This window comes from Flavobacterium frigidimaris, assembly GCF_002217275.1.
GTDB lineage: Bacteria > Bacteroidota > Bacteroidia > Flavobacteriales > Flavobacteriaceae > Flavobacterium > Flavobacterium aquidurense.
Window position 1 is genome coordinate 37,189 of record NZ_MUGV01000043.1, and the last position, 20,335, is coordinate 57,523.

A 20,335-nucleotide genomic window follows, 5' to 3' on the forward strand; every position below is an offset into this window, starting at 1 on the left:
ATTAAAAAAACTGCTATGAAAAATTTCTTAATCCTTTTACTATCAATTTTTTTCTTTTCATGTCAACAAAAAGAAAATAAGAATACTACTGTTGCGGTTTCAGATTCAGTTCTATCAAAGAAAACTAACAAAGATGACAAACAAACAACAGCCGAAAATAAACAAATAACGGATACAATCGTTATGAATTTCAGGAATGAAAAAGGTTTGTTTGAAGCTGAAGGCTCACTAGATTCTATTCACTCAAAAGTATTCATCAAATTTAAAAATGAAAATTTAGGTGAATTGAATGCGCAGATTATTCCAGCTGAAGGAAAGGGAAATATACGTTTCAATCAAATTCTTTTTCCTGATAAAACATCAGATGGACCTTTTGGAATGGATTTAAAAATCGAGCTCAAACAAAAAGGAGATTATATTTTAGTGATAGGACATTCCCTAATGGCCGACAATCCTTATTTTGGTAAATTCAAAGTGCAGCTAGAGAATAAAAAGAAATAATTTTGGGATTTTAGTTAAACTACATATAACTAACAGAAATTCAGATAATTGAATTCCATTATATTAATTCTGAAGAATAGAGCGTCTTTTCTACTGTGTTATTCTGTGATATATTTTGAATGTCTACCATGACATCAATATCATTTTTAAAAATGGTATGCAAGAATGCAGTGACTTCCTCTGCAGTAACTTCATTAGAATATCCCAGAAACTCAATGGTCTTATCTTTCCTTTGGTGCATTTTAAAACCTGCCAATGGCAATTCTGATAAACCATTCGAAATATCAATATTATTGACTTTTATATTTGATTTTGTATAAAAAAGGATTGGATTGCGTGCTTCTAAACCAACTATAAACGGAACTCCATTTTCTATTTTTAAACTACAAAAATCTCCTGTTCTATACCGTATTAATGGCAGAAAAGGATTATTGCCGCCCGTAACCACTAATTCGCCTCTTTCGCCATAAGGAAGTTTCACATTTTTATGTTCATCAAAAACTTCCAAATACAAATCTGGTCGAATAATCTTATGTCCGATTTCAGTAGCATATGCAATATTTCTACATTCGGTCAAGGAATAAAGATCAATAACGGGACATTTAAAATAATTTTCTAATTTGTTTTTAGTACCCTTAGTTAATTTCATCGCAGAAGAAATCATTGCTTTGGGATTCAACTGCGGTGCTAAATCTAACAATGCCATAAAAGCTATGGGATCACCGGTAAGAATTTGAGGATTATATTTCTCCAGATATTTTACAGCATGATCAGGCTGATTCCACTCTGACGGATTTAGATTTATTTTTAATATCCCTGCTCCTTCTAAATAGGTAGATAAGGAAGCATAAGTCAATGTTTTTTCCTGTGCGCAAATCAAAGCAATAGCTGTTGTATGCTTACCTTCCGTAATGGCAATGTCAAAATCTTTTAGAATAGATTCTATTTGAGGCAACCAACTGGCCTGAGAAACAGCATCAAAAAGCACATCTAATTTCGGTCCCGTAGATCCGGAAGTATGATAGACCAATAACTCATTTAAATTTGCCTCATTAGAAACAAATAAATGAGGAAAATTTCTAATATCTTCTCGTGAAATGGTGGGAAAAGAATCTAAATCATTCCCTTTATTTTGGTAAAACGGAACAGTTTCAACACACCAATGTAAATAATCTTTTAGCCAAATTGGCATTTGTGCTGCACTCCAAAATACTTTTTCCTTGTAATATTTTATTTTGTGCCAATGAACTCTTGAAAGCTGTGCTTCGTTTAACCGGTCACCACTTTTAAAATTAAATTTTGGAGCAAAAACATCTTGTCTAAGTGCATTTAAAAAACTTAGATCATCAAGCAACGGAAAACGTTCCTCATCTGTTAATGCTATTTGTGGGCCACTACTCACGGCCATATGTATTTGCCGCTTCTCTGGCTTTTTGCTCTTCCATTTCTCTTTTAATCTTCATTATTCGTTCATGCGCTTCATATGATTGCTTTAAAACTTTATGTCGCTCCACACTGCTTAAAGAAGATAATTTGTCTGCTGCTTCATCCTGATTTTCACCAAAAGGAATAATTTCACAACAATATAATAATAAACGTACCATTTCTTCTGCACGTTCATCGTCGTTTATCCATTCATTACACTTTACATAAGCAGAAGCCTTATGTAACTCGATAAACCAAAAACTATATAATTTATCTTCTATAACAGGATTATTTATGAAATCCGGGTTAGAAAGCAGCCATGTCGAAATATGAATTGCCCGCCAATGATTATCATCAATGGTGCCTAAATTGGATGAAATATTAAAATCATTTCGTAAAAAATCATTAGTTACAAGTCTATAGGTATCTTGTACCAAAGCAATAGAATTCACTCCTTCCGTTGAAAAAAAATCAGAAGATTGTAAGTAAGCCTCTGGACATTTCCTTAGATGTGTAACCAGTTCAAAAACATCATATTTAGACATAGGCATAATTTTGTTGTGAAAATTCAGCTGCAAACTTTAAAAGTTCTGTTTCGTTTGTAACATAATAGATATTCCAACCCATCTTTTGTAATCTCATCACTAAATCTTTATTATAATCCGGAGGAGAATGTAAAACCATAGTGCCGTGTCCGCCAGCATTTTTTAATGCTATTTCGGCCAACTCCCAATGTGTCTGATCGGTGTGTGTATCTGAATCTAACATACTAAATATATCATTATCTGTCACGATTACGATATGTGATTTTTTATTGGGTTTTACTCCAAATGGTTTTCGCAATCGTTCAATTCCATAGGCATAACCTGTACCCAAATAAGAGGTTAAGGTGGTTAGTAAATCGGTTTCATCTGTAATAAAACCATCTGTTTCCAGGTAATCTCCCGGTTCCCCAGAGAGGCATCCCATAACCGATGCTCCGGCACGCAAAGCAGATAATCCTATAATAGTCGCTGCCAGAATTGGCCACGAAAAATTATGCCTTGGATTTCCCATCGAGCCTGAACAGTCTATTCCCAAATATATATTTAACGGGCTTTCTGAAATGCTGTTGTCCGAATCTGATCCGTATGTTCTTTTCTGAGTTGTTAATCCGGGAATAATTGTAGGTGATAAAATTGCCGATTGTAACCAATCTACCTCTTCGATTGCGTCGCCGATATCCCAGGTTTCTAATCCTTCTGGTAAATCCATGGACTTGTTTTCTGAAATTTCTACAGGAAAATCAATTAAGTGTGGCAAAGCAATTTCTTTATAATAAGCATTAACCAAACGTTGTTCGTCTGCTTTTGGATTGACCTGTTTCATCAAATCAATGTAATTTCCAGGTCCCATATAGCCATTTCTGGGTCCATGGCCGCCAGCTGGATTTTTTTCTATCCCCAGACTATCTCTATCCTTTTTGTCGTGATGATCTTCTTTTGAGGTAATAGCTTCTTTTCGCATATCAATTACTTCATCATAACCTTCTAAATCAAGTTCAGTCATACCAGAAATATCCATTGCTCCTTTACCCGCATCTTCAGCATCTAATAATATTAAAATCTTTTTACGTGCCTCTTCAAATTTTTTGTCATCCATTAAATACGGATATAACATTACAGCAAACCTACCGCCACCATGAATCCAGCCTTTGGAATAACTCCTTACCAAAGACGCTAACAACGAAGCATCTGCGTCTATTTTTTTACTATGAAATGATAAGTTTGTTGCTAATTCTCCCCGATTTAAACGCCATAAATATTCATAAGTACGCATCATTAGCGTCCATAATTCAGTAAAATTATCCTCTGAATTAATTGCTTTATAAACTTCAGCCATTCTTAATTTATTGGTACGTTGCAATTTATCGTTGATCAAAAAATCAGTATATAAATTAGATACCATCGGTGCCCTGTCTTCAATACCCGGCAGCGCAAAACGAATCCTGTTCAGTAAAATAGCATTGTCGTATAAATTGGCGGGCGCAAAAATATGATGTCCAATTTCATGCGCCAAAACTTCAATAGCATAATCGGTAATACCACGTTCTGTAATTTCTTCCAGATTAATCACTATACGATGATCTGTTAATCGAATCATTGCAAAACTGCCGGTAAGTCCTTCTTTCCAGGCGTCTTGTTTTGAAAGGCACCAAATAGGCTCCTGCAAACGCAATAGAGGATTCCACTCCAATTTTGCCTGCTGCCAATGCGATTTCCATAACACTAGTATTGCTGCTATTTCAGATTGATTATGCATTTCCAAGACTGAATAAGTATAAAAAATAAGAGTTTTGCAAGGTAAAAACCAAAGTGTTTTCCGTTGCTACTACAGATGAAATGTTAGCTGCATCAATTTTGTCACTGTCTTTTCCCAGCCATTTTTCCAAGGTTTCTAATCGCTTAGAATTTGATAAAATATAAGTTGCATCAACGGTATTTGCCGGAATTAATACCTTTCCAAACTGATCTGCAAAAAGTGCATAACTGCTTATCGAATCTGTTGCAAATATATGTCCATCTATCTGTGCGAGCTTTGGAGGATTTTCAAAAAATCCGGTTGTCCCTTTAAAACCGCCTTGTACGCCTTCAAATTTTGTGCTATTATTTATCCATGGATTTTCAAAAACTTCGATTGTATTTTTATCTGAGTCCACAATAGTACCAACGATTTGTTGCAGATTTTCAGAAAGTACCCCAAAATCTGTTTTTAGACGAATTCTTAAATGTGCCAAACCGCATTTCCACGCATAAATACGTCCCACAATTTTAAAATCATCAATGGTTTTAATCTCTGAGCTACTGTTGCTAATAAGCTTGCACCAATCTGTTATTTTTTCTGGTGCATACAAATGGAAATTCGAAAGCACATCATTTAATAGTGAAATGGTTTTTATCGGAAATTTCACTACTAAGTTGGGCATTTCTGCCATTAAAAGCCAAGCCTGTTTATATTCATCTTTATAACGAATTGCAGATCCGCTTCCAATTAATTTTAGTGATTCCTGATAGAGCGCTTTTACTACTTCATGTACTTTTTCCGGAGCAGAATTGAAAGCAATAGTTTCTTTTACAATAGGTTCCACAACTTCTGTCATCCAACCCGCAATGATATGAGCAAGCAAACTGCCATACTTCATTTCGCTCTCGTTGTACCATTGATTGTACAAGGCACTTTTTTCGCTTAATTCTGCAATAAGAGGTGGAAAGCTTATTTTTTCCATTGCAGCCATCTTTTATAATTCGTATAACGTTGATGCAGATATTTTAACTTTAAAATATCATCGGCTCTATATCCGTACAGTTTTTTCTCTTCCGACCATTTCTGTAATTGCTTTTCAATATTCAAAAGTCGAGTATCAATTTCTTTTGACGATATGTTCTCAAGTCCTTTTTTAAATTCCTCTTCAAACTGATCAACAGGATCATTTCTATCCAGATCCTGACTCACATATTCATCACATGACAAATCGAACAAATTTCGCAACCATACAATTCTATCCACTCTGTAAACTTCATTGCCTACCTGATCGAAAAATGGAGATTCTAAATGTGGCGTTAAACTGTCGTGTAAAATGAACGGTAAAACCTGTCTGATATCTTCTAATTCTACTTTTTTATTGCCTCTAAAATAGGCCAATGCTTTAGAAAACATTAACAGCGTCATGATTTTTCTAACCGATAAACCGTTCTTTGCCTGCGAACCTAAATCTTTAATGGGATCCTTTCCGGTTTCTTTTCTAAAAAGGGTACGCATATCCATTCCTGACAATTTTGCTGTGTCTTTGGTCATATACTCCAATCGGTTGGATGCAGGTTCAAAAAACTCAAACTGACGGCAGAAAAACTCAATGCGTTTTCTTAAAGCGGGCTCTATCTGAACACCTCTAATTTGTTTATTTATAGTATTTAATTCCTCTTCTGTAAAAATAATCTCTTCGGGAATTATAGCTTCCGGCTTAAAATTGAGTTCAATGCGCTGCAATAAATCTTCAACAAATCTGGTGTTAAAATGCATGGCTCTAATCACGATATCAATTCTGTCCTTTAAGGCTTCAATAACCTGATACGTTCCTCCACCCGCATCATCATTGGCCGTAAGGTACCATGCACCATCCGGGCATTCGTAAATCTGATCGAAAATTTCAGCATAATTATCAGCCAAAACGGTTAATAAAGCCGATTGTGTTCTGGTCGGGATTCGATTGTATTCATCGATAATTTTGACTCTCATTCCTAACCATTTTCGCCAGGCAATTCTAATATCTGAAGTTTTCTCGGCCTTTACCATGTCAGAAGGTAATGGGTGACCTAATAAATCTGAAATTGTCATTTGAGGCTGACCGTGCTGAATAGCACGCATCACATCCTTATTGTCATATCCTGCCAACAAACCCATCAATACAGAAGTAGCTGTTTTTCCACGACCAGGTCCACCAACAATCAAACATTTACCTCTTGCGGCTAAGTTCAATAAAGGCATTAATACGAAGCTCGAATAACTTTGATCTGTAGGCAAATAAACAGGAACTTTACTGTCTCCAAATGAAAACTTTTTAGGATCGTCATCATTGAATTCAATATCATAATACGGACTGATAATGGCCGTATTCGTGATCCAAAAATAAGCCTGACGCAATTTTTCATCCAAAGTAATGGAATCGCTCGATTCGTTTTGATTGGTATCACTTGAATAAAGATCTTCTACTTGAAATTTCTTATTAACCGTGGCCTCTTGAGGATTTGTAGGTGATTCAGGGACTTTTTTAAAAAATCCTATTGTTTTATTTAGTAAGTCAGACATGGTTCTTTTTTGGTTCTAAGTTAGTTAAATTTACTGTTTTCTGCAGCAGACAATACTTTTGAAACGTGTTCAATTCTTTCCTCGACAGTTCCTCGGAGCATATAATATTTAAGGTTTCGGGCATTTAAATCTTCTATTATTTTTTCCTGAAATACTTTTCTTTTCACATCACCAGATCGATCCCAGGTATCATCATATGGAATATCAGTGTCACAAACAAAAATTATATCATGTCTGTTTTCTGCCCTTTTTGCTAAATTTTCTAATTCTTCTAAAGCTTTACCATGATAATCTAATGAGAATAAAAACGTAGTAATCGCATTGGTATCGGAAAATAAAAAACGGTTTGATTGTGCCACCAAAGCGTCTTCTCTTTCAATGTGACCTTCTGCTATTTTTAAAAGATCTTCTAAAGTTAATCTTTTATTGACCTGATGTTTTTCCCAATACTCTCTTCCATATTCCGGCATCCATTGTGTATCAAAATGTATGGCTAGTTTTTCTGCCAAAGTAGTTTTACCAGTAGATGGCGCACCAAGTAATACCACTTTCGTAATCAAATCGGCATAGACTTTAGGATGAACAAAATTTTTATTTACAAAAGGATCTTTTCTAATTTTTGTGGCAGATATCGGAATGATATTTCTACTAACATCAACCTGTCTATTTATCGCATTTAAGGCTACACTCATATGTAGTCCATAAGGTTCACTAGAGTAAAAATGGGATATCTTATGATTACCTAAAATACTTAAGACATAATCTTCCTGAATTTTCATAATCTCAGCAGTATATCCCGTATCATTTGGCGAATTTACACCTTCAATAACTACAATATGTGGATAGATTTCGCGTATCCAACTGGCTCTGGTTGCTAAAGGAATATTGATTACCGGATCGTCATAAATGAGCACGATCAATTCATCAACTTCCTTAATAGCCGTTTCTATTAATAACTGATGTCCTTTATGAAAAGGAGCAAATTTCCCTAATGTCAATCCAACTTTATGGTCTCTCATACACAAATTCTTCATTATTAGCTTTTTTCCATTCTAAGTAGCCAATTATAGCCATAACTAAAAAAAGCACATATAACGCTGTTGTAAAATATAAGTCTTTGTAGGCATAGATGATTATCGCTACCACATCCACTATTATCCAAAATAACCAGGACTCTAATACCTTTTTTATCATTAAATATTGCGCAACCAAACTTGCGATCATTATAAAAGCATCTTCATAAGGATAGGATGCATCCGTTTTTGTCTGCATGATATATCCCGTAAAAAGTGTTGCTATAACGGTCAAACCAATCCAAAACGTTGTGTTTTTTAGGAATGTGACACGCAAGGTACTTTTATTTGTTCCGCCATACTTCCAATTATACCAGCCGAACACTTGCAGGAATATATAAATAATGTGCAAAATCATATCTGAATATAATTTTGAGGTATAAAAAACAAAGCAATAAAGTGTTACCTGAAGTAACCCAAAGTACCAGCACCAGATATTTTGCCTGATCGTAAAATAGACGGAAAGAAATCCGAAAATTGCGCCAAATAGTTCTATAGTTGTATCCATAATATGGAGATAAAGATATAATAATGAATTAATTTTTTAACGAACAACGAATAACATTTGATTAATTACTGTTGTTTTACTCTCTTCCAATATAACAGATACAGAATACCAACGCATAGTATGATTATATCTGTTTTCATTATTAGTGGTATACGTGTAATTATATCACTGTAGTAACTACCGCCAATCAACGCTCCAAGACCTATTCCTAATTCCATAGAAATGTACATTGTTGCAATGGCTTTTCCTCGATGTTGCGGACTGCTGAGATCGATTGTCCACGCGTTTATTGCCGGTGACAATGTACCTGTACCCATTCCGTAAATCGCTGCGCCTATTAATAATATCGTAACATTTGTACTTTCACTTATTATGAATAATGAAAAAGCGGTCACTATCAAACCGGCTAATATCACACTCGTTCGACCGTAACGGTCAGAAACTTTGCCAGCAACAAACCGAACCAAAACTGATGCGGCCGTAAAAGAAGTAAAAAATACTCCTTTGTTTACTGCACCCAGATGTTCGCTCCAGTCCGGAATCAAAGTAAGTATTAAACCATAAGCCGTATAGGAGAAAAAAGTTATTATTCCGGCAGGAAGTGCGCCAATATCAATAATATCAGTCCGGCTGATGTAGAACATGGATTTATGGAGTTTTTCTTTTACTGCTAAAGTTTCCTTCATGTTCATGACTATAATGATCGATAAAAAAGCGAGAAATGAAGAGCTGTAAAACATGGCATCCATACCGTAAGCATTTACAATTATACTACCTACTGCTGGCCCCAAAGCTCCTCCAATGCTAAAACATAATCCATGCATGCCCAGCGCTTCTCCCCATCGCTCCTGTGGAATAATATCGGCTACATAGGCTGAAGTTGCCGTAGGTTTAAATCCTGTTGAGAACCCGTGAACCAATCTTAAAAGAAGAAAACCAGAAACGGAGCTTAAAACCGGATATAAAAACCCGCAAATTAAGCAAACGACAGAACCTACAGCCATTACAGGCACACGTCCCCATCGATCAGTAAGTTTTCCGCTAAATGGGCGTGATATAGCAGCTGTAAGGGTAAATAGTGAAATAATAAGTCCTTTATATTCAGCTCCACCCAAACTACTCAAATAAGCGGGAAGCTCTGGTATAATCATATTAAAACTGGACGAGAATAAAAGAGAGCTCATACAGAGCAAAATAAACTGAAGTGTGTAGATTGATTTTTTGTTTGGTGACATTCCGGAATTTTAAAAAAAACCAAATATAGTAGTTTTGACTAAATAGCTAATTCGCTAATGACAAACAATGCCCATTTTTGTAAATTCAAAGTGCAGCCTGAGAATGAAAAAGAATAATTTTCAAGAATTTTTATTTAAGATTTTTATTCCTTCATTTTCCTAAACAACATTTTCATTGCTTCCGGATCAATTGTATCCATGTCAATGAGTTTTAATGACTTCACCATTTTAACGGTAGTGGTTTTGTACTTTAGAAAATGAGGTGTTTTTAAATGAGATTGATAAGCATCATTATCCTGATACATTTCTAATATTCTTATTTGAGTAGAATCCTTTTTTTTGTACATGGGAAAGATTGCCAAAACTCCAGGTTCTAACTTAACTGAGGCCGAAGATTCCTCTTTTAATATTGCCTTATATTCTGATAAATGTTCAGGATAAATTTCAATTTCTGAAATACGAATCATAATTTTTTTTTCCTGAGCTGACATAGTATTGAAGGCTAAAATTATACTTAAAAATAATAAGCACAAAAATCTGTTTTGAAAGCGGTGGCTAAAATCTTCCATATCTAAATTCAATTAATTATTATGGTGTGGTTATTTGAAATCTCTAATATAAGGGATTTTTAGCTTCTTTTTCTTGTTTGCTTACCTTTTGTATTTAAGTTATTTCGTTCCTCCTTTTTGTTTAATCAATCTGACGATTTCATTGAAATATCTTTCAGGTTTTACTTCAAAGAATAATAATTCACAAACAAATAACCGTAATGTAGTGTTCTAAATGTATTTTTCACACATAAAAAAGTAACAAAACAGAGCTTAAAGTGGGCTAATAATCACGTAATGTTTCATCATTTTTCTCTAACTTAGCACTGTAAATCTTAAATTTTAAGATGGATACAAACTTTGTTATTTCTGCAAAGAACTGAACGAAAAAGAATTACTATTTTTTCTACTCCTTTTTTCAGAAAAACATTTTATAATAATTTTAGTTAATTGAAAACTATGAGCAAATTTGATTTTGGAATTGTAGGATTAGGTGTAATGGGTCGTAATTTACTTTTGAATATAGCGAGCCATAACTTTGCTGCAGCAGGTTTAGATTTAGATACCGAAAAAGTTAATTCTCTTCAACAAGAAGCCGGTCCTAATGATACCATTGAAGCAACAACAGATGTTAAACATTTTGTAGAACTTATTCAACAGCCAAGAGCTATTATGTTACTGGTTCCTGCAGGAAAGCCTGTTGACAGCGCAATAGCAAGTTTACTTCCGCATTTAGACAAGGGAGATATTATAATTGATGGTGGTAATACTTTTTTCACCGATACAGACAGAAGATTTTTAGAATTATCTGAAAAAGGTATTCATTTCTTTGGAATGGGAATTTCAGGAGGTGAAAAGGGAGCCCGTTTTGGTCCTGCGATGATGCCAGGTGGAGATCAGAAAGCATACGAGAGACTTCGCCCTATTTTTGAAGCGATTGCAGCAAAAGTGGATGGAGAGCCTTGCGTAGAATATCTAGGAAACGGATCTGCCGGTAACTATGTAAAAATGGTGCACAACGGAATCGAATACGGAATCATGCAACTTATTTCTGAAATTTATGACCTTATGAAAAGAGGTTATAATCTGGATGAAGATACGATTCAGAAAACTTTTGAAGAATGGAACCAAACTCACGATCTTAAATCGTATCTGATCGAAATTACCGGAAACATTCTGAAACAAAAAGACGAAGACGGAAGCAGACTTATCAATAAAATTTCAGACTGGGCAAAATCGAAAGGAACAGGAAAATGGACTTCGCAAAACGCAATGGATTTGCAAGTGCCGATTCCAACTATCGATGCAGCCGTTTTTATGCGCGATATGTCTAAAACGAAACCGGAAAGAATTGAAGCTGCAAAAAAACTTGTTTGGAACGCTCCGACAACTGATGTAAATACAAGCGAGGCAATTGCGGCATTAAAATCGGCTTTATACTTATCTATTGTTGTGACTTACGCACAAGGATTAGCACAGTTACATACTGCATCTAAAGAATACAATTACGGATTAAATTTAGAAACTGTTGCCAAAATCTGGCGTGGTGGCTGTATCATTCGTGCCAACATTCTAGAAGATTTCAGAAAAGCATATGTTGCAAAAACAGATTTGCCAAACTTACTTTTAGATGCCGGAATCGCTTCAAAATTAACAGAGAACCAGGCAGGAATGAGAGCCGTTATTCAATTTGCTGTTCAAAAAGGATTACCTGTAGCAGGACTTATGAATTCGTTAGCCTATTTTGATGCCTACCGATCTGAAAATCTTCCAACAAACCTAATTCAGGCACAGCGCGATTATTTTGGAGCACATACCTACGAACGTATTGATACTACTGGTGTTTTCCACACACAATGGTCTGAATAAGGAACTTTAAGCAACACAACACACAAATGAGTAAGTTCAAAAATATAAATCCAACAATCATAGTCATTTTTGGAGGAACCGGAGATCTGGCAAAAAGAAAACTATTTCCCGCATTTCAAAATCTCTACCTTGACGGCCGTATGTCGAAGAAGTTTCAGATTATTGCTCTTGGAAGAGCTGAAAAAAGCGATGAAGAATTCCGAAGCTATGTCTTAGAAAATCTGGAAACTTTTTCAAGAAAAAAAGGTCTGTCTGATCCTGAAACTGAAAAATTTCTTTCGCACATCACCTATCATAGCCTTGATATTGACAAAGAAGAATCGTATCAGGGATTGAATGAGAAAATAAATAATATTGATGAAGCCTTTGGAGAACGTGCCAATCGTCTTTTTTACCTTTCCATTACTCCTTCTTTCATCAGTACAATTTCTGGTAACATTAAGAAAATAGGTCTTGCAGCGAATCCAAAGCAAGATCGAATCATAATTGAAAAACCTTTTGGTTACGATAAAACTTCTGCAATTGCGCTTAATGAAATGCTTTCGCAGACTTTCAAAGAAGAGCAGATTTACCGGATCGATCATTATTTAGGGAAAGAAACCGTTCAGAATATTTTGGCTTTCCGTTTTGGAAATTCAATGTTTGAACCTTTATGGAGCCGAAACTTCATCGACTTTGTTCAAATTACAGTAGCAGAAGAAGTTGGTGTTGAAGAACGGGGTGGGTTTTATGAAGGAGTTGGTGCCTTAAAGGATATGATCCAGAACCATTTGCTTCAAATTTTGTGTATGACCGCAATGGAAGCTCCGGCTTCATTGGAAGCAGATGACATTCGAAATCGTAAAGCTGATGTATTAAAATCGATTCGCCGTATAAAACCGGAGGAAGTGGATCATTACGTTGTCAGAGGACAATACGATGCTGGTACGGTAAAAGGAAATCCTGTTCCCGGCTATCGTCAGGATAAAGGAATTGCTCCTGATTCTATTACAGAAACCTACGTTGCCATGAAAATTTATCTGGATAACTGGAGATGGCAGGGAATTCCGTTTTATCTACGCACCGGAAAAAGGATGGAAGAAAAACAATCTTCTATCATTATACAGTTTAAACCAGTTCCCCATTCCTCCTTTTCTTATGGAAAAGAAGGTATGACGCCCAACAGGCTTATTATCAATATTCAGCCTGCAATGGACATCAAGCTACAGTTTATGACCAAAAAACCAGGTCTGTCACTTTCTTTGAGACCTGCTGAAATGATATTTGATTATTTCGCCTGCTCCACAATGTCACCGGAAGCTTATGAAACGCTTATCGCCGATGCACTGGCAGGAGATCCTACGCTATTCATGCGTTGGGATCAGGTTGAACAGGCCTGGGATGCTATCGATACGATTCAACAAGTATGGAAAGATACAGTACCGGTTAATTTTCCTAATTACAAGGCAGGAAGCTGGGGACCTGAAGAAGCTGACGAGCTACTGGCACGTCAGGGACACAAATGGATTCCAAACACACAAACAAAAGAAGAACTTTTAGAAGATGATACAGATATATAATACTACAGAAGAAATTAATATAAAAGCAGCAGAACTTTTTGTAGCAGCAGCGCAAAAAGCAATTGCTGAAAAAGGCCAATTTACGGCCGTACTTACAGGAGGTTCCTCTCCTGCAGGGATTTACAAATTATTAGCTTCTGATGCTTACAAAACTAAAATAGACTGGAGCAACGTTTTTATTTTCTGGGGAGATGAACGTTGGGTACCTCTGAATGATGATCTTAGTAATGCTAAAATGTCTTACGCTACCTTACTGAGCCACGTTGCTATTCCATCAGAAAATATTTTTGAGATGTACAAAGACGGTGTAACAGCAGAAGAATTTGCTGTTACCTATGAACAATCAATTAGAAAGGTTTTAGGTGACGATGGAAAATTTGACCTTATTCTGTTAGGAATGGGAGATGACGGACATACAGCTTCCCTTTTTCCTGGTCAGGCCGTTTTGGAAGAACAAAATAAATGGGTTGCTGCCTATTATCTGGAGCCTCAAAAGATGTTCCGTATTACACTTACGGCACCCCTAATCAATAAAGCTGAAAAGATTATTGTAGTCGCTTTTGGAGAGAAAAAAGCACCTGCATTGAAAGAAGTAACAACGGGAGCATATAATCCAGCAACTTACCCGATGCAATTGATTAAACCCGTTTCCGGAGAATTATTGTTTCTTGTAGATAAAAGCGCTGCGGGAACGAAATAAGAAATTATTTGTAGATTTATAAAATAGAGTAAAGTATCCAAAATAAAAAAAGTGTNNACACTTTTTTTATTTTGGATTCATGTTGATTTATTAAAATCTTAGTTTGTTTGTGATTGTAAATTACAGACTACTATTATTTGTATAATGTTATAGTATCTGCCAGGTTTTCTTTATTGATAAATGCCGTAATATATTCCTGTACTTCATTTGTAGTTTCAACAGGTGTTTCAAAAGAGTTAATATGAAATTCATCATCCTGATCCAAAATATGTATAATTTCAGTATAACCTTTAGAAATTAAACTCCCTTTCAATTTAATTATATTCAATTGTTGCTGGCCATTTAACTCCTTGCGTACTTTTAATTGTATAGCTTTTTCCATAATAAATATTTTAAATTAATAAGCCGTTAATCATTTTCAAATATAAATATTAATTATTTCAAATCACACATCAATTTACACTATAAATCATTATTTATCAACACATTAATAACACATAAACAAGGGTCAGTTCCAGATTTAGAATACGCTAGTTCCAAAGTCTGTACATACATCACGAACAAATTTATCTTTTATCTATAATCTAGTTGAATTTAGGGGATTTAAATTCTCTGTTATTATAGTCTGTTGCTTCGGCTCCAATACCATATTTTAATACTTTTTTGAATGTAAAAGGCTCATAAATATAATTATATGGATGTATTTCTTCTCCATGAATACTCTCTTTTAATTTACGGCTCATAAACAACCAATGATCGGCAGGCATCACTATAATTTTATCCTCCCTACAGCTTTGCGGCTTTTCTTCAAGTATAAAAAGTTTCCAATCGCCAAGCTGCACACAAAAACCTTCAGGGAGCTGATCCATATTTGAAAATTCGTAACAAATTGTTTCTATACTTTCTATAGACCCTTTAATCAGTATACAATTATCTGTTTCTATAAGTTTAATGTCTAATGGCAAAACAATCGAATAAGTCATTTGCTCCACACTCTGGTCAATTATTCTTTCTGCATTACTAACACGTTTCTTTAGTTTATCTTCATCTTTTTTATTCAGGGCTGCACTTATGCTTCCGGAAAAATTGGAAACTAAAATATTCTGTTCTTTGTGTTTGAGTATTTTTCTTCTGATAGAATACAAATAAGCAGTATATCCGAAAATGACAAACATTAGAAAAATTATTTGAATTAATATTGAATGATTTTTAAACTCCATAATAGCAACAAATTAAAATTATACAATATTCTAAAATAGGAAAGAAGAAACTTTTTTATAATAACACATTAAAAATCAGGATCGTTATCTTCACAAAACTAAGCCAACTATAAAACAAAAAAAATACTCCAAAAGGAGTATTTTTTTTTTTAAAAAGTAATAAGCTTAAATCACTCCCTGAAGAATGCAGTTTTTTATAAGTTCTGCTGTGTTTTTAGAATCAGATTTAGTTAAGATATTATTGCGATGTTTTTTTACTGTTAAAGGGCTAATAAAAAGTTTTTCAGCAATTTCAGTATTGTTCAAACCATCTCCTATCAGTTTTATTATATCAATTTCCCTTTTAGAAAATTCTGTAAATTCCTTATTCTCTTCATCAAGACTTAAATTCATAAAAGAAGGCTCACCATTTAATCCTATAAGCGATATTTTATACGTATTAAAAGAACTTAAATGATCGATACGGGTATGAATATTTAATGATTTTCCGTATCCTCCACTATCATCCATAGTCAGCATTAATGCCTGATGGTTAAACAAAACATATTCGCCATTTTCTATCCTGCACCTGTGACTATAACTTATTTTATAATTCAATAACTTTTCACGACCAACATTTTCGTAAAAAAACTTAGTCAAAAATGCTTCCGCTTTTACTACAAAATCAATATCATCCGGATGAATTGCGCCTAATACATCATTAAAATTTATAGTATCAGGATCGAATCCGTGCATTTCAAATAAAGAAGGACTTATATGTGAAAGTGACATATCAAAAAAATCAATTATATAAAACGAAAATGGACCTGTACTAATAATTGAGTTCGTAAGATCATCAAACGATATTTGATGCGAAGCTGTTGTCTGAACAGTTCTATTTGTCTGCCAAACATCATGAAGGTTTTGTATTTCCGGTAGCATATGAAAACTTATTTCGTTAAACAATTGTTAAGACAAATTAACATAAAATTTAAATATAGAGCGCTAAATTAGGCTAAAGTAATGTTCTAATTTTCAAGAATGGTATTAATTAAAGAATCTTCCTGCTTGTTTGTTACTGTATGTGGTACATATAAATCATTTTCTTTTGTCCATTTTTTCTCCATTTCAAAGTAATCTGAGGAAATTACTGTCTGATTTTTAAGACGTTGTAATTGCTCTTTTTCGAACAGTTTCCAGCGATCCAAATACAAAGATCCCAAAAGCCCGCCCCACTCTTTAAAGGCATAATCGTGTAAATTGGTTTTAGGATCATAAGGTCCCCAAATTGTGATTTGTTCCTTTGCATTACGCAATGCTAACTCTTTATCCTGCTGTGTGGTTCCAAAATCAGTTGCTTGCTTTAACCAGCTATGCAATGAAAAATGTGGATTACAATTCAATAAGTCATTCTGCTGTACAAGCATCTTTTGAAACTGTTTTGAAGCCAATTCAAAAGCAACAGCATCTTTTTTATTAATAGCATCAATCATGTTTTGATATACAATATCTCCTTTATTAGCATTAACCTGTCTCACCAAATCAATTTTATCGACCTGATAAGTGTCACTATCTTCAAACTCTTTTGAAACAGCTACAAAAAGTTTAACGGCATCAGCAAATTTTGCCACATCGTAGTTTCTTTTTCTGGTTCCCCATGACGAAACACTTTCTACATTTGTTGAAGGCCTTGCACAAAAAATAGATTCTGAGCCCCCTTCCTGATAAATTTCGGGACTACTGTAAATGGTTTCCAAAAAGCCTTCCCAAGCTTTAAGAACACTAGCGTTAGACTTTCCGTAGCGATATTTCACATAACTCTTTATCCATTCTTTAGCTTTAGCTTCAACTTTATCTTTGTGCCAGCCCAATTCTAACATAAAATCTATTGGTGCAGCATTATTATGAATTCCTTCAGGAATAATTCCTATGCCGCTTAAAAAAGTAGTATAAGGACCTGTTTTAGCGCGATATACTTCATCTGCAAATCTTTGCATTTTACCATATAAGCTGACTTTGTCTCCAAAATTACTGACATTACACCATATAAACGGAGTTCCGTCATAAGCTTTTCGGGTTTCCCAATTTGCTGTATTCTCACCAAACAATTCAATAATTAAAGTTTTTGACTTATCTAAACCGGCTAGTAATTTCGTTGCCGGATTCTCCTGCCATCCCTGAAGCACCCATGTACTGGAAGGAAAAGAAAGTTGCATTTGTTTTTGAATTGCTTTAGCACAAAGAGTAAGATCAGCCCCTTTAGAATTTCCTCCTTCATGAAAAGGATCGCCGCCAAAGAAATGAAGATCATTACCGTATAATTTTTTCATTTCGGAATAATATACACCAGATATTTTCTCAAAATAAGGATCTGTAGGCATTAAAAAATCGGGTCTGGTAAAACCGCCCGCCCATTTTCCCTGATCGATGATAGTTACTTTTTCTTTATTTTTTAAAGATGTCGGAACCATTCCATAAAAACCCTGCATTACTGGTTCAATACCAAGTTCTTTCATGCGTTTCAAAATCTTTTTCTCTAATAAAGCCTGTTGGTCAATCATATTTTGAGAAACGGGTCCGCCCCAGCCTTCCATATTTCCCATCAGCCACCACGCAGTAAAAGCTGGTCCCGGTATGAAATCAAAAATCTCCTTTTGGGTAAAACCCATTTTCGTCATTGTATTTTGCCAGACCGCTTCGACGCCAACAGGAGCCAACATTAAATTTACACCATTCAGCGCCATCCAGTCCAATTCGCGTTCCCAGTCTTTCCAGGTATAAAAACTCATCGTATAATTGATGGTACAATAATTTAAGGCGTAACGAAAACGATAAGGAGAAACAATTCTGATTTTTTTATCCATTACCGGTATTTTTTCAAGAGGCGCCATATTGTCTCCCATATGAGACATATTACGGTAACAGTAGTATTTTAAATACCAGTTTAAAGCAGTTGAAGCCGAATTAGCATTACTTGCAGCAATATAAACCTGTCCTTTCTCTGAAGATAACTCAAACACATCTTTATCTTCTTCTTTTGGTATCGAAGAAAAAACCAATTTATCAGCCAGCCAGGGAACACGTCTCTTAGCCAATTCTTTCGCAGCCTTAAATGATTGTGCTTCTGAAGAAAAAACAAATCCGATAAGCAGCATTACCAATGCAAATCTTTTAATACTCATATTATATTTTATATTTTAATTGCAAATTTTTTATTCAAAAGCATCATGTCATTTTTCGCATAAAAAACAACATGATGCTTTACTAATTCTTTTCAATTACAATAACCTAAATTTAGTGATAAACTTAAACTTTAAGCCATTTAATTCCACTGAAAATTCACCTTAATCCCTTTACGAATAAACTTTTAATACCCCGGATTCTGTACAATTTTGCCATTACTTTCATCGACTGCTTTTCTTGGCAATGGGTAAAGAATTTTATTTTCAGTTGCAAATGAAGATCCATCATCAACAGCTCTTTGAATGTATTTACCCCAGCGAATTAAATCATCACGTCGAGAACCTTCACACCATAATTCAAACAATCTTTCGTCCATAATTTTATTTCTAAAAAGCGGTGTTGATAAACCAGGATCCAAATTTGGCAAGCCAGCTCTTGTTCGTACTCTATTAATTAAACTGTATGCTTCCGGTGTTGGTCCGTTTACTTCATTTATAGCTTCTGCCAATGAAAGTAAAACATCGGCATAACGCCAAACTACAATATCGGTTCCATGCGCTTCGTTGGTTGCCGTTGGATCTATTCCATACTTTTTGGGTATCGCTCCCTCCATTCCTTTTGCACGTGCATCAATTATTTTGCCTCCTTCACCGGGATATTTTGCTAATAACTGTTTCAGGCGTTTATCAATTGGATTGAACTTATCATACGTTTTCCATGGCATTTTATAACCTCCCCAGGCTTCAATTGCCTGACCGGAAGGATCAACATAATCACCGGGAATAACGTGAGCCAGCCACATATTAAAATTATTAGTACCACGGGCACAAGAAATGGCAAGTATCATTTCTTTATTCTGTTCATTCTGAATTTTAAAAATATCTTCATATTCCGGAACCAAAGTATATATTCCCTGCGCCTCAAGAGCTTGTAAATCTCTTCCGACAGCAATAGCTTCAGCCCACTTTTTTTCTTTCATATACAATTTCAGCAATCCCATCATGGCGGCTCCTTTTGTAAAACGGCCATAATCTGCAGCAGGGTATGTTGCCGGTAAATCAATTATTGCCTCTTTATAATCCTTTTCAATTTGTTTGATCATCCATTCACTTGTTGGTCGGGGTTCCGGCAAAGAATTAGGGTCAAGCGCATACTTAGGATCTACAACAATTGATACCGGACCATAAAAAGTATACAATATATAACTCATATGTGCTCTTAAGGCTTTTACTTCAGCGAGGTATCGCTTTTTCAAGCCTGCATCCATAGGAACAGCATCTATATTTTGCAAAAGGACTGTTGCATTGGTAACACGCGGTATTAACCTTGTATAATGATCTGTAAGAACATTAAACTGATCATCGAAATTAAGCATGTTTAATTTCGCCCATCTTCCAGAATCTCCCCAGGAACAGATTAACTCATCAGTCGTTTGCGAGCTTTGTACAACCCATGAAGCTTGCATTGCGCCATAGCCATAACCGGCAAATCCCTCTAGCATTCCGGTATATAAATTAGTCAAGGCTGCCTTGGCATCAACCTCGTTTTTAAAAAAGGTCGACGGAGCCAATTTATCAAAGACTTCAGGTTCAAGGTCTTTTTCGCAGGAAGTAAACAGTATCATTGTAAGCAGCAGACTAAAAACTGCTATTTTAGGTATAGAATTTTTCATATCGTTTTTTTGCAGTTA

Annotated in this window: 18 protein-coding genes; 4 read left to right on the forward strand and 14 right to left on the reverse strand. The window is 35.1% G+C overall.

Annotation, left to right across the window (positions count from 1 at the left end):
* Positions 1–15 precede the first annotated feature (15 nt).
* Entirely contained in the window at positions 16–501 is a 486-nt protein-coding gene (locus tag B0A65_RS20950) for a hypothetical protein (RefSeq protein ID WP_074663761.1), read from the forward strand.
* 58 nt (positions 502–559) lie between these two features.
* On the opposite strand, the gene B0A65_RS20955 is transcribed toward B0A65_RS20950, so the two are convergent.
* The 9 genes from B0A65_RS20955 to B0A65_RS20995 all read right to left on the reverse strand — a co-directional run bounded on the left by B0A65_RS20955 (position 560) and on the right by B0A65_RS20995 (position 10,078).
* Positions 560–1,909, reverse strand: a complete 1,350-nt coding sequence (locus tag B0A65_RS20955; protein ID WP_074663764.1) for an AMP-binding protein — start codon at positions 1,907–1,909, stop codon at positions 560–562.
* The gene (locus B0A65_RS20960; protein WP_074663767.1) at positions 1,896–2,471 is read right to left on the reverse strand and encodes a hypothetical protein; all 576 of its coding nucleotides are present in this window, start codon (positions 2,469–2,471) and stop codon (positions 1,896–1,898) included. The genes B0A65_RS20955 and B0A65_RS20960 overlap by 14 nt, the downstream gene beginning before the upstream one ends.
* Positions 2,464–4,227, reverse strand: coding sequence for a DUF58 domain-containing protein (locus B0A65_RS20965; RefSeq protein ID WP_074663769.1), 1,764 nt, complete (start codon positions 4,225–4,227; stop codon positions 2,464–2,466). The genes B0A65_RS20960 and B0A65_RS20965 overlap by 8 nt, the downstream gene beginning before the upstream one ends.
* Positions 4,220–5,191 carry a hypothetical protein gene (locus B0A65_RS20970; protein ID WP_123890405.1) on the reverse strand — a complete coding sequence of 324 codons (972 nt, stop codon included), beginning with the start codon at positions 5,189–5,191 and terminating at the stop codon, positions 4,220–4,222. Before B0A65_RS20970 ends, B0A65_RS20965 begins: the two co-directional genes overlap by 8 nt.
* Complete coding sequence (locus B0A65_RS20975; RefSeq protein WP_074663775.1) at positions 5,179–6,771, reverse strand: AAA family ATPase; 1,593 nt, start codon at positions 6,769–6,771, stop codon at positions 5,179–5,181. The genes B0A65_RS20970 and B0A65_RS20975 overlap by 13 nt, the downstream gene beginning before the upstream one ends.
* Before the next feature lie 20 nt (positions 6,772–6,791).
* On the reverse strand, positions 6,792–7,790 hold the full coding sequence (locus tag B0A65_RS20980; protein ID WP_074663778.1) for an AAA family ATPase: 999 nt from the start codon (positions 7,788–7,790) through the stop codon (positions 6,792–6,794).
* The gene (gene pnuC / locus B0A65_RS20985; protein WP_074663780.1) at positions 7,777–8,352 is read right to left on the reverse strand and encodes a nicotinamide riboside transporter PnuC; all 576 of its coding nucleotides are present in this window, start codon (positions 8,350–8,352) and stop codon (positions 7,777–7,779) included. Before pnuC ends, B0A65_RS20980 begins: the two co-directional genes overlap by 14 nt.
* A gap of 65 nt (positions 8,353–8,417) precedes the next feature.
* Complete coding sequence (locus B0A65_RS20990; RefSeq protein ID WP_074663783.1) at positions 8,418–9,587, reverse strand: MFS transporter; 1,170 nt, start codon at positions 9,585–9,587, stop codon at positions 8,418–8,420.
* A 143-nt stretch (positions 9,588–9,730) separates the two neighbouring features.
* On the reverse strand, positions 9,731–10,078 hold the full coding sequence (locus B0A65_RS20995) for a putative quinol monooxygenase (RefSeq protein WP_074663785.1): 348 nt from the start codon (positions 10,076–10,078) through the stop codon (positions 9,731–9,733).
* 516 nt (positions 10,079–10,594) lie between these two features.
* Here B0A65_RS20995 and gndA point away from each other — a divergent pair.
* From gndA to pgl, 3 genes are read left to right on the forward strand one after another with little or no spacing between them, the layout of a single operon-like run.
* Positions 10,595–12,004 carry an NADP-dependent phosphogluconate dehydrogenase gene (gene gndA, locus B0A65_RS21000; RefSeq protein ID WP_074663788.1) on the forward strand — a complete coding sequence of 470 codons (1,410 nt, stop codon included), beginning with the start codon at positions 10,595–10,597 and terminating at the stop codon, positions 12,002–12,004.
* Between the two features lie 26 nt (positions 12,005–12,030).
* Positions 12,031–13,563 (forward strand): glucose-6-phosphate dehydrogenase, encoded by a 1,533-nt coding sequence (gene zwf, locus B0A65_RS21005; protein WP_074663790.1) that lies wholly within the window; start codon positions 12,031–12,033, stop codon positions 13,561–13,563.
* Positions 13,547–14,263: a 6-phosphogluconolactonase gene (gene pgl, locus B0A65_RS21010; RefSeq protein WP_074663793.1), complete on the forward strand. Its 717-nt coding sequence runs from the start codon at positions 13,547–13,549 to the stop codon at positions 14,261–14,263. The genes zwf and pgl overlap by 17 nt, the downstream gene beginning before the upstream one ends.
* Positions 14,264–14,396: 133 nt before the next feature.
* Here pgl and B0A65_RS21015 read toward each other — a convergent pair whose 3' ends face one another.
* From B0A65_RS21015 to B0A65_RS21035, 5 genes are all read right to left on the reverse strand, one after another.
* On the reverse strand, positions 14,397–14,645 hold the full coding sequence (locus B0A65_RS21015; protein WP_074663796.1) for a hypothetical protein: 249 nt from the start codon (positions 14,643–14,645) through the stop codon (positions 14,397–14,399).
* 202 nt (positions 14,646–14,847) lie between these two features.
* Complete coding sequence (locus B0A65_RS21020; RefSeq protein WP_123890407.1) at positions 14,848–15,438, reverse strand: hypothetical protein; 591 nt, start codon at positions 15,436–15,438, stop codon at positions 14,848–14,850.
* Between the two features lie 210 nt (positions 15,439–15,648).
* Positions 15,649–16,404: a LuxR C-terminal-related transcriptional regulator gene (locus B0A65_RS21025; protein ID WP_083370534.1), complete on the reverse strand. Its 756-nt coding sequence runs from the start codon at positions 16,402–16,404 to the stop codon at positions 15,649–15,651.
* Positions 16,405–16,490: 86 nt separating this feature from the next.
* Positions 16,491–18,644 carry an alpha-N-acetylglucosaminidase gene (locus B0A65_RS21030; RefSeq protein WP_074663801.1) on the reverse strand — a complete coding sequence of 718 codons (2,154 nt, stop codon included), beginning with the start codon at positions 18,642–18,644 and terminating at the stop codon, positions 16,491–16,493.
* 185 nt (positions 18,645–18,829) lie between these two features.
* A complete protein-coding gene (locus tag B0A65_RS21035; protein ID WP_089069661.1) occupies positions 18,830–20,317 on the reverse strand; it encodes a RagB/SusD family nutrient uptake outer membrane protein in 1,488 nt (495 codons plus the stop codon).
* Positions 20,318–20,335: the final 18 nt, after the last annotated feature.

Bases quoted from the DNA above. Each gene is read 5' to 3' on its own strand.
- B0A65_RS20990 (WP_074663783.1), bottom strand. From the start codon at position 9,587: ATGTCACCAAACAAAAAATCAATCTACACACTTCAGTTTATTTTGCTC.
- B0A65_RS20950 (WP_074663761.1), top strand. From the start codon at position 16: ATGAAAAATTTCTTAATCCTTTTACTATCAATTTTTTTCTTTTCATGT.
- B0A65_RS20980 (WP_074663778.1), bottom strand. From the start codon at position 7,790: ATGAGAGACCATAAAGTTGGATTGACATTAGGGAAATTTGCTCCTTTT.
- pgl (WP_074663793.1), top strand. From the start codon at position 13,547: ATGATACAGATATATAATACTACAGAAGAAATTAATATAAAAGCAGCA.
- pnuC (WP_074663780.1), bottom strand. From the start codon at position 8,352: ATGGATACAACTATAGAACTATTTGGCGCAATTTTCGGATTTCTTTCC.
- B0A65_RS20995 (WP_074663785.1), bottom strand. From the start codon at position 10,078: ATGTCAGCTCAGGAAAAAAAAATTATGATTCGTATTTCAGAAATTGAA.
- B0A65_RS20965 (WP_074663769.1), bottom strand. From the start codon at position 4,227: ATGCATAATCAATCTGAAATAGCAGCAATACTAGTGTTATGGAAATCG.
- B0A65_RS20960 (WP_074663767.1), bottom strand. From the start codon at position 2,471: ATGTCTAAATATGATGTTTTTGAACTGGTTACACATCTAAGGAAATGT.
- B0A65_RS21025 (WP_083370534.1), bottom strand. From the start codon at position 16,404: ATGCTACCGGAAATACAAAACCTTCATGATGTTTGGCAGACAAATAGA.
- B0A65_RS21020 (WP_123890407.1), bottom strand. From the start codon at position 15,438: ATGTTTGTCATTTTCGGATATACTGCTTATTTGTATTCTATCAGAAGA.
- gndA (WP_074663788.1), top strand. From the start codon at position 10,595: ATGAGCAAATTTGATTTTGGAATTGTAGGATTAGGTGTAATGGGTCGT.
- B0A65_RS20955 (WP_074663764.1), bottom strand. From the start codon at position 1,909: ATGGCCGTGAGTAGTGGCCCACAAATAGCATTAACAGATGAGGAACGT.
- zwf (WP_074663790.1), top strand. From the start codon at position 12,031: ATGAGTAAGTTCAAAAATATAAATCCAACAATCATAGTCATTTTTGGA.
- B0A65_RS21015 (WP_074663796.1), bottom strand. From the start codon at position 14,645: ATGGAAAAAGCTATACAATTAAAAGTACGCAAGGAGTTAAATGGCCAG.
- B0A65_RS21030 (WP_074663801.1), bottom strand. From the start codon at position 18,644: ATGAGTATTAAAAGATTTGCATTGGTAATGCTGCTTATCGGATTTGTT.
- B0A65_RS20970 (WP_123890405.1), bottom strand. From the start codon at position 5,191: ATGGAAAAAATAAGCTTTCCACCTCTTATTGCAGAATTAAGCGAAAAA.
- B0A65_RS20975 (WP_074663775.1), bottom strand. From the start codon at position 6,771: ATGTCTGACTTACTAAATAAAACAATAGGATTTTTTAAAAAAGTCCCT.
- B0A65_RS21035 (WP_089069661.1), bottom strand. From the start codon at position 20,317: ATGAAAAATTCTATACCTAAAATAGCAGTTTTTAGTCTGCTGCTTACA.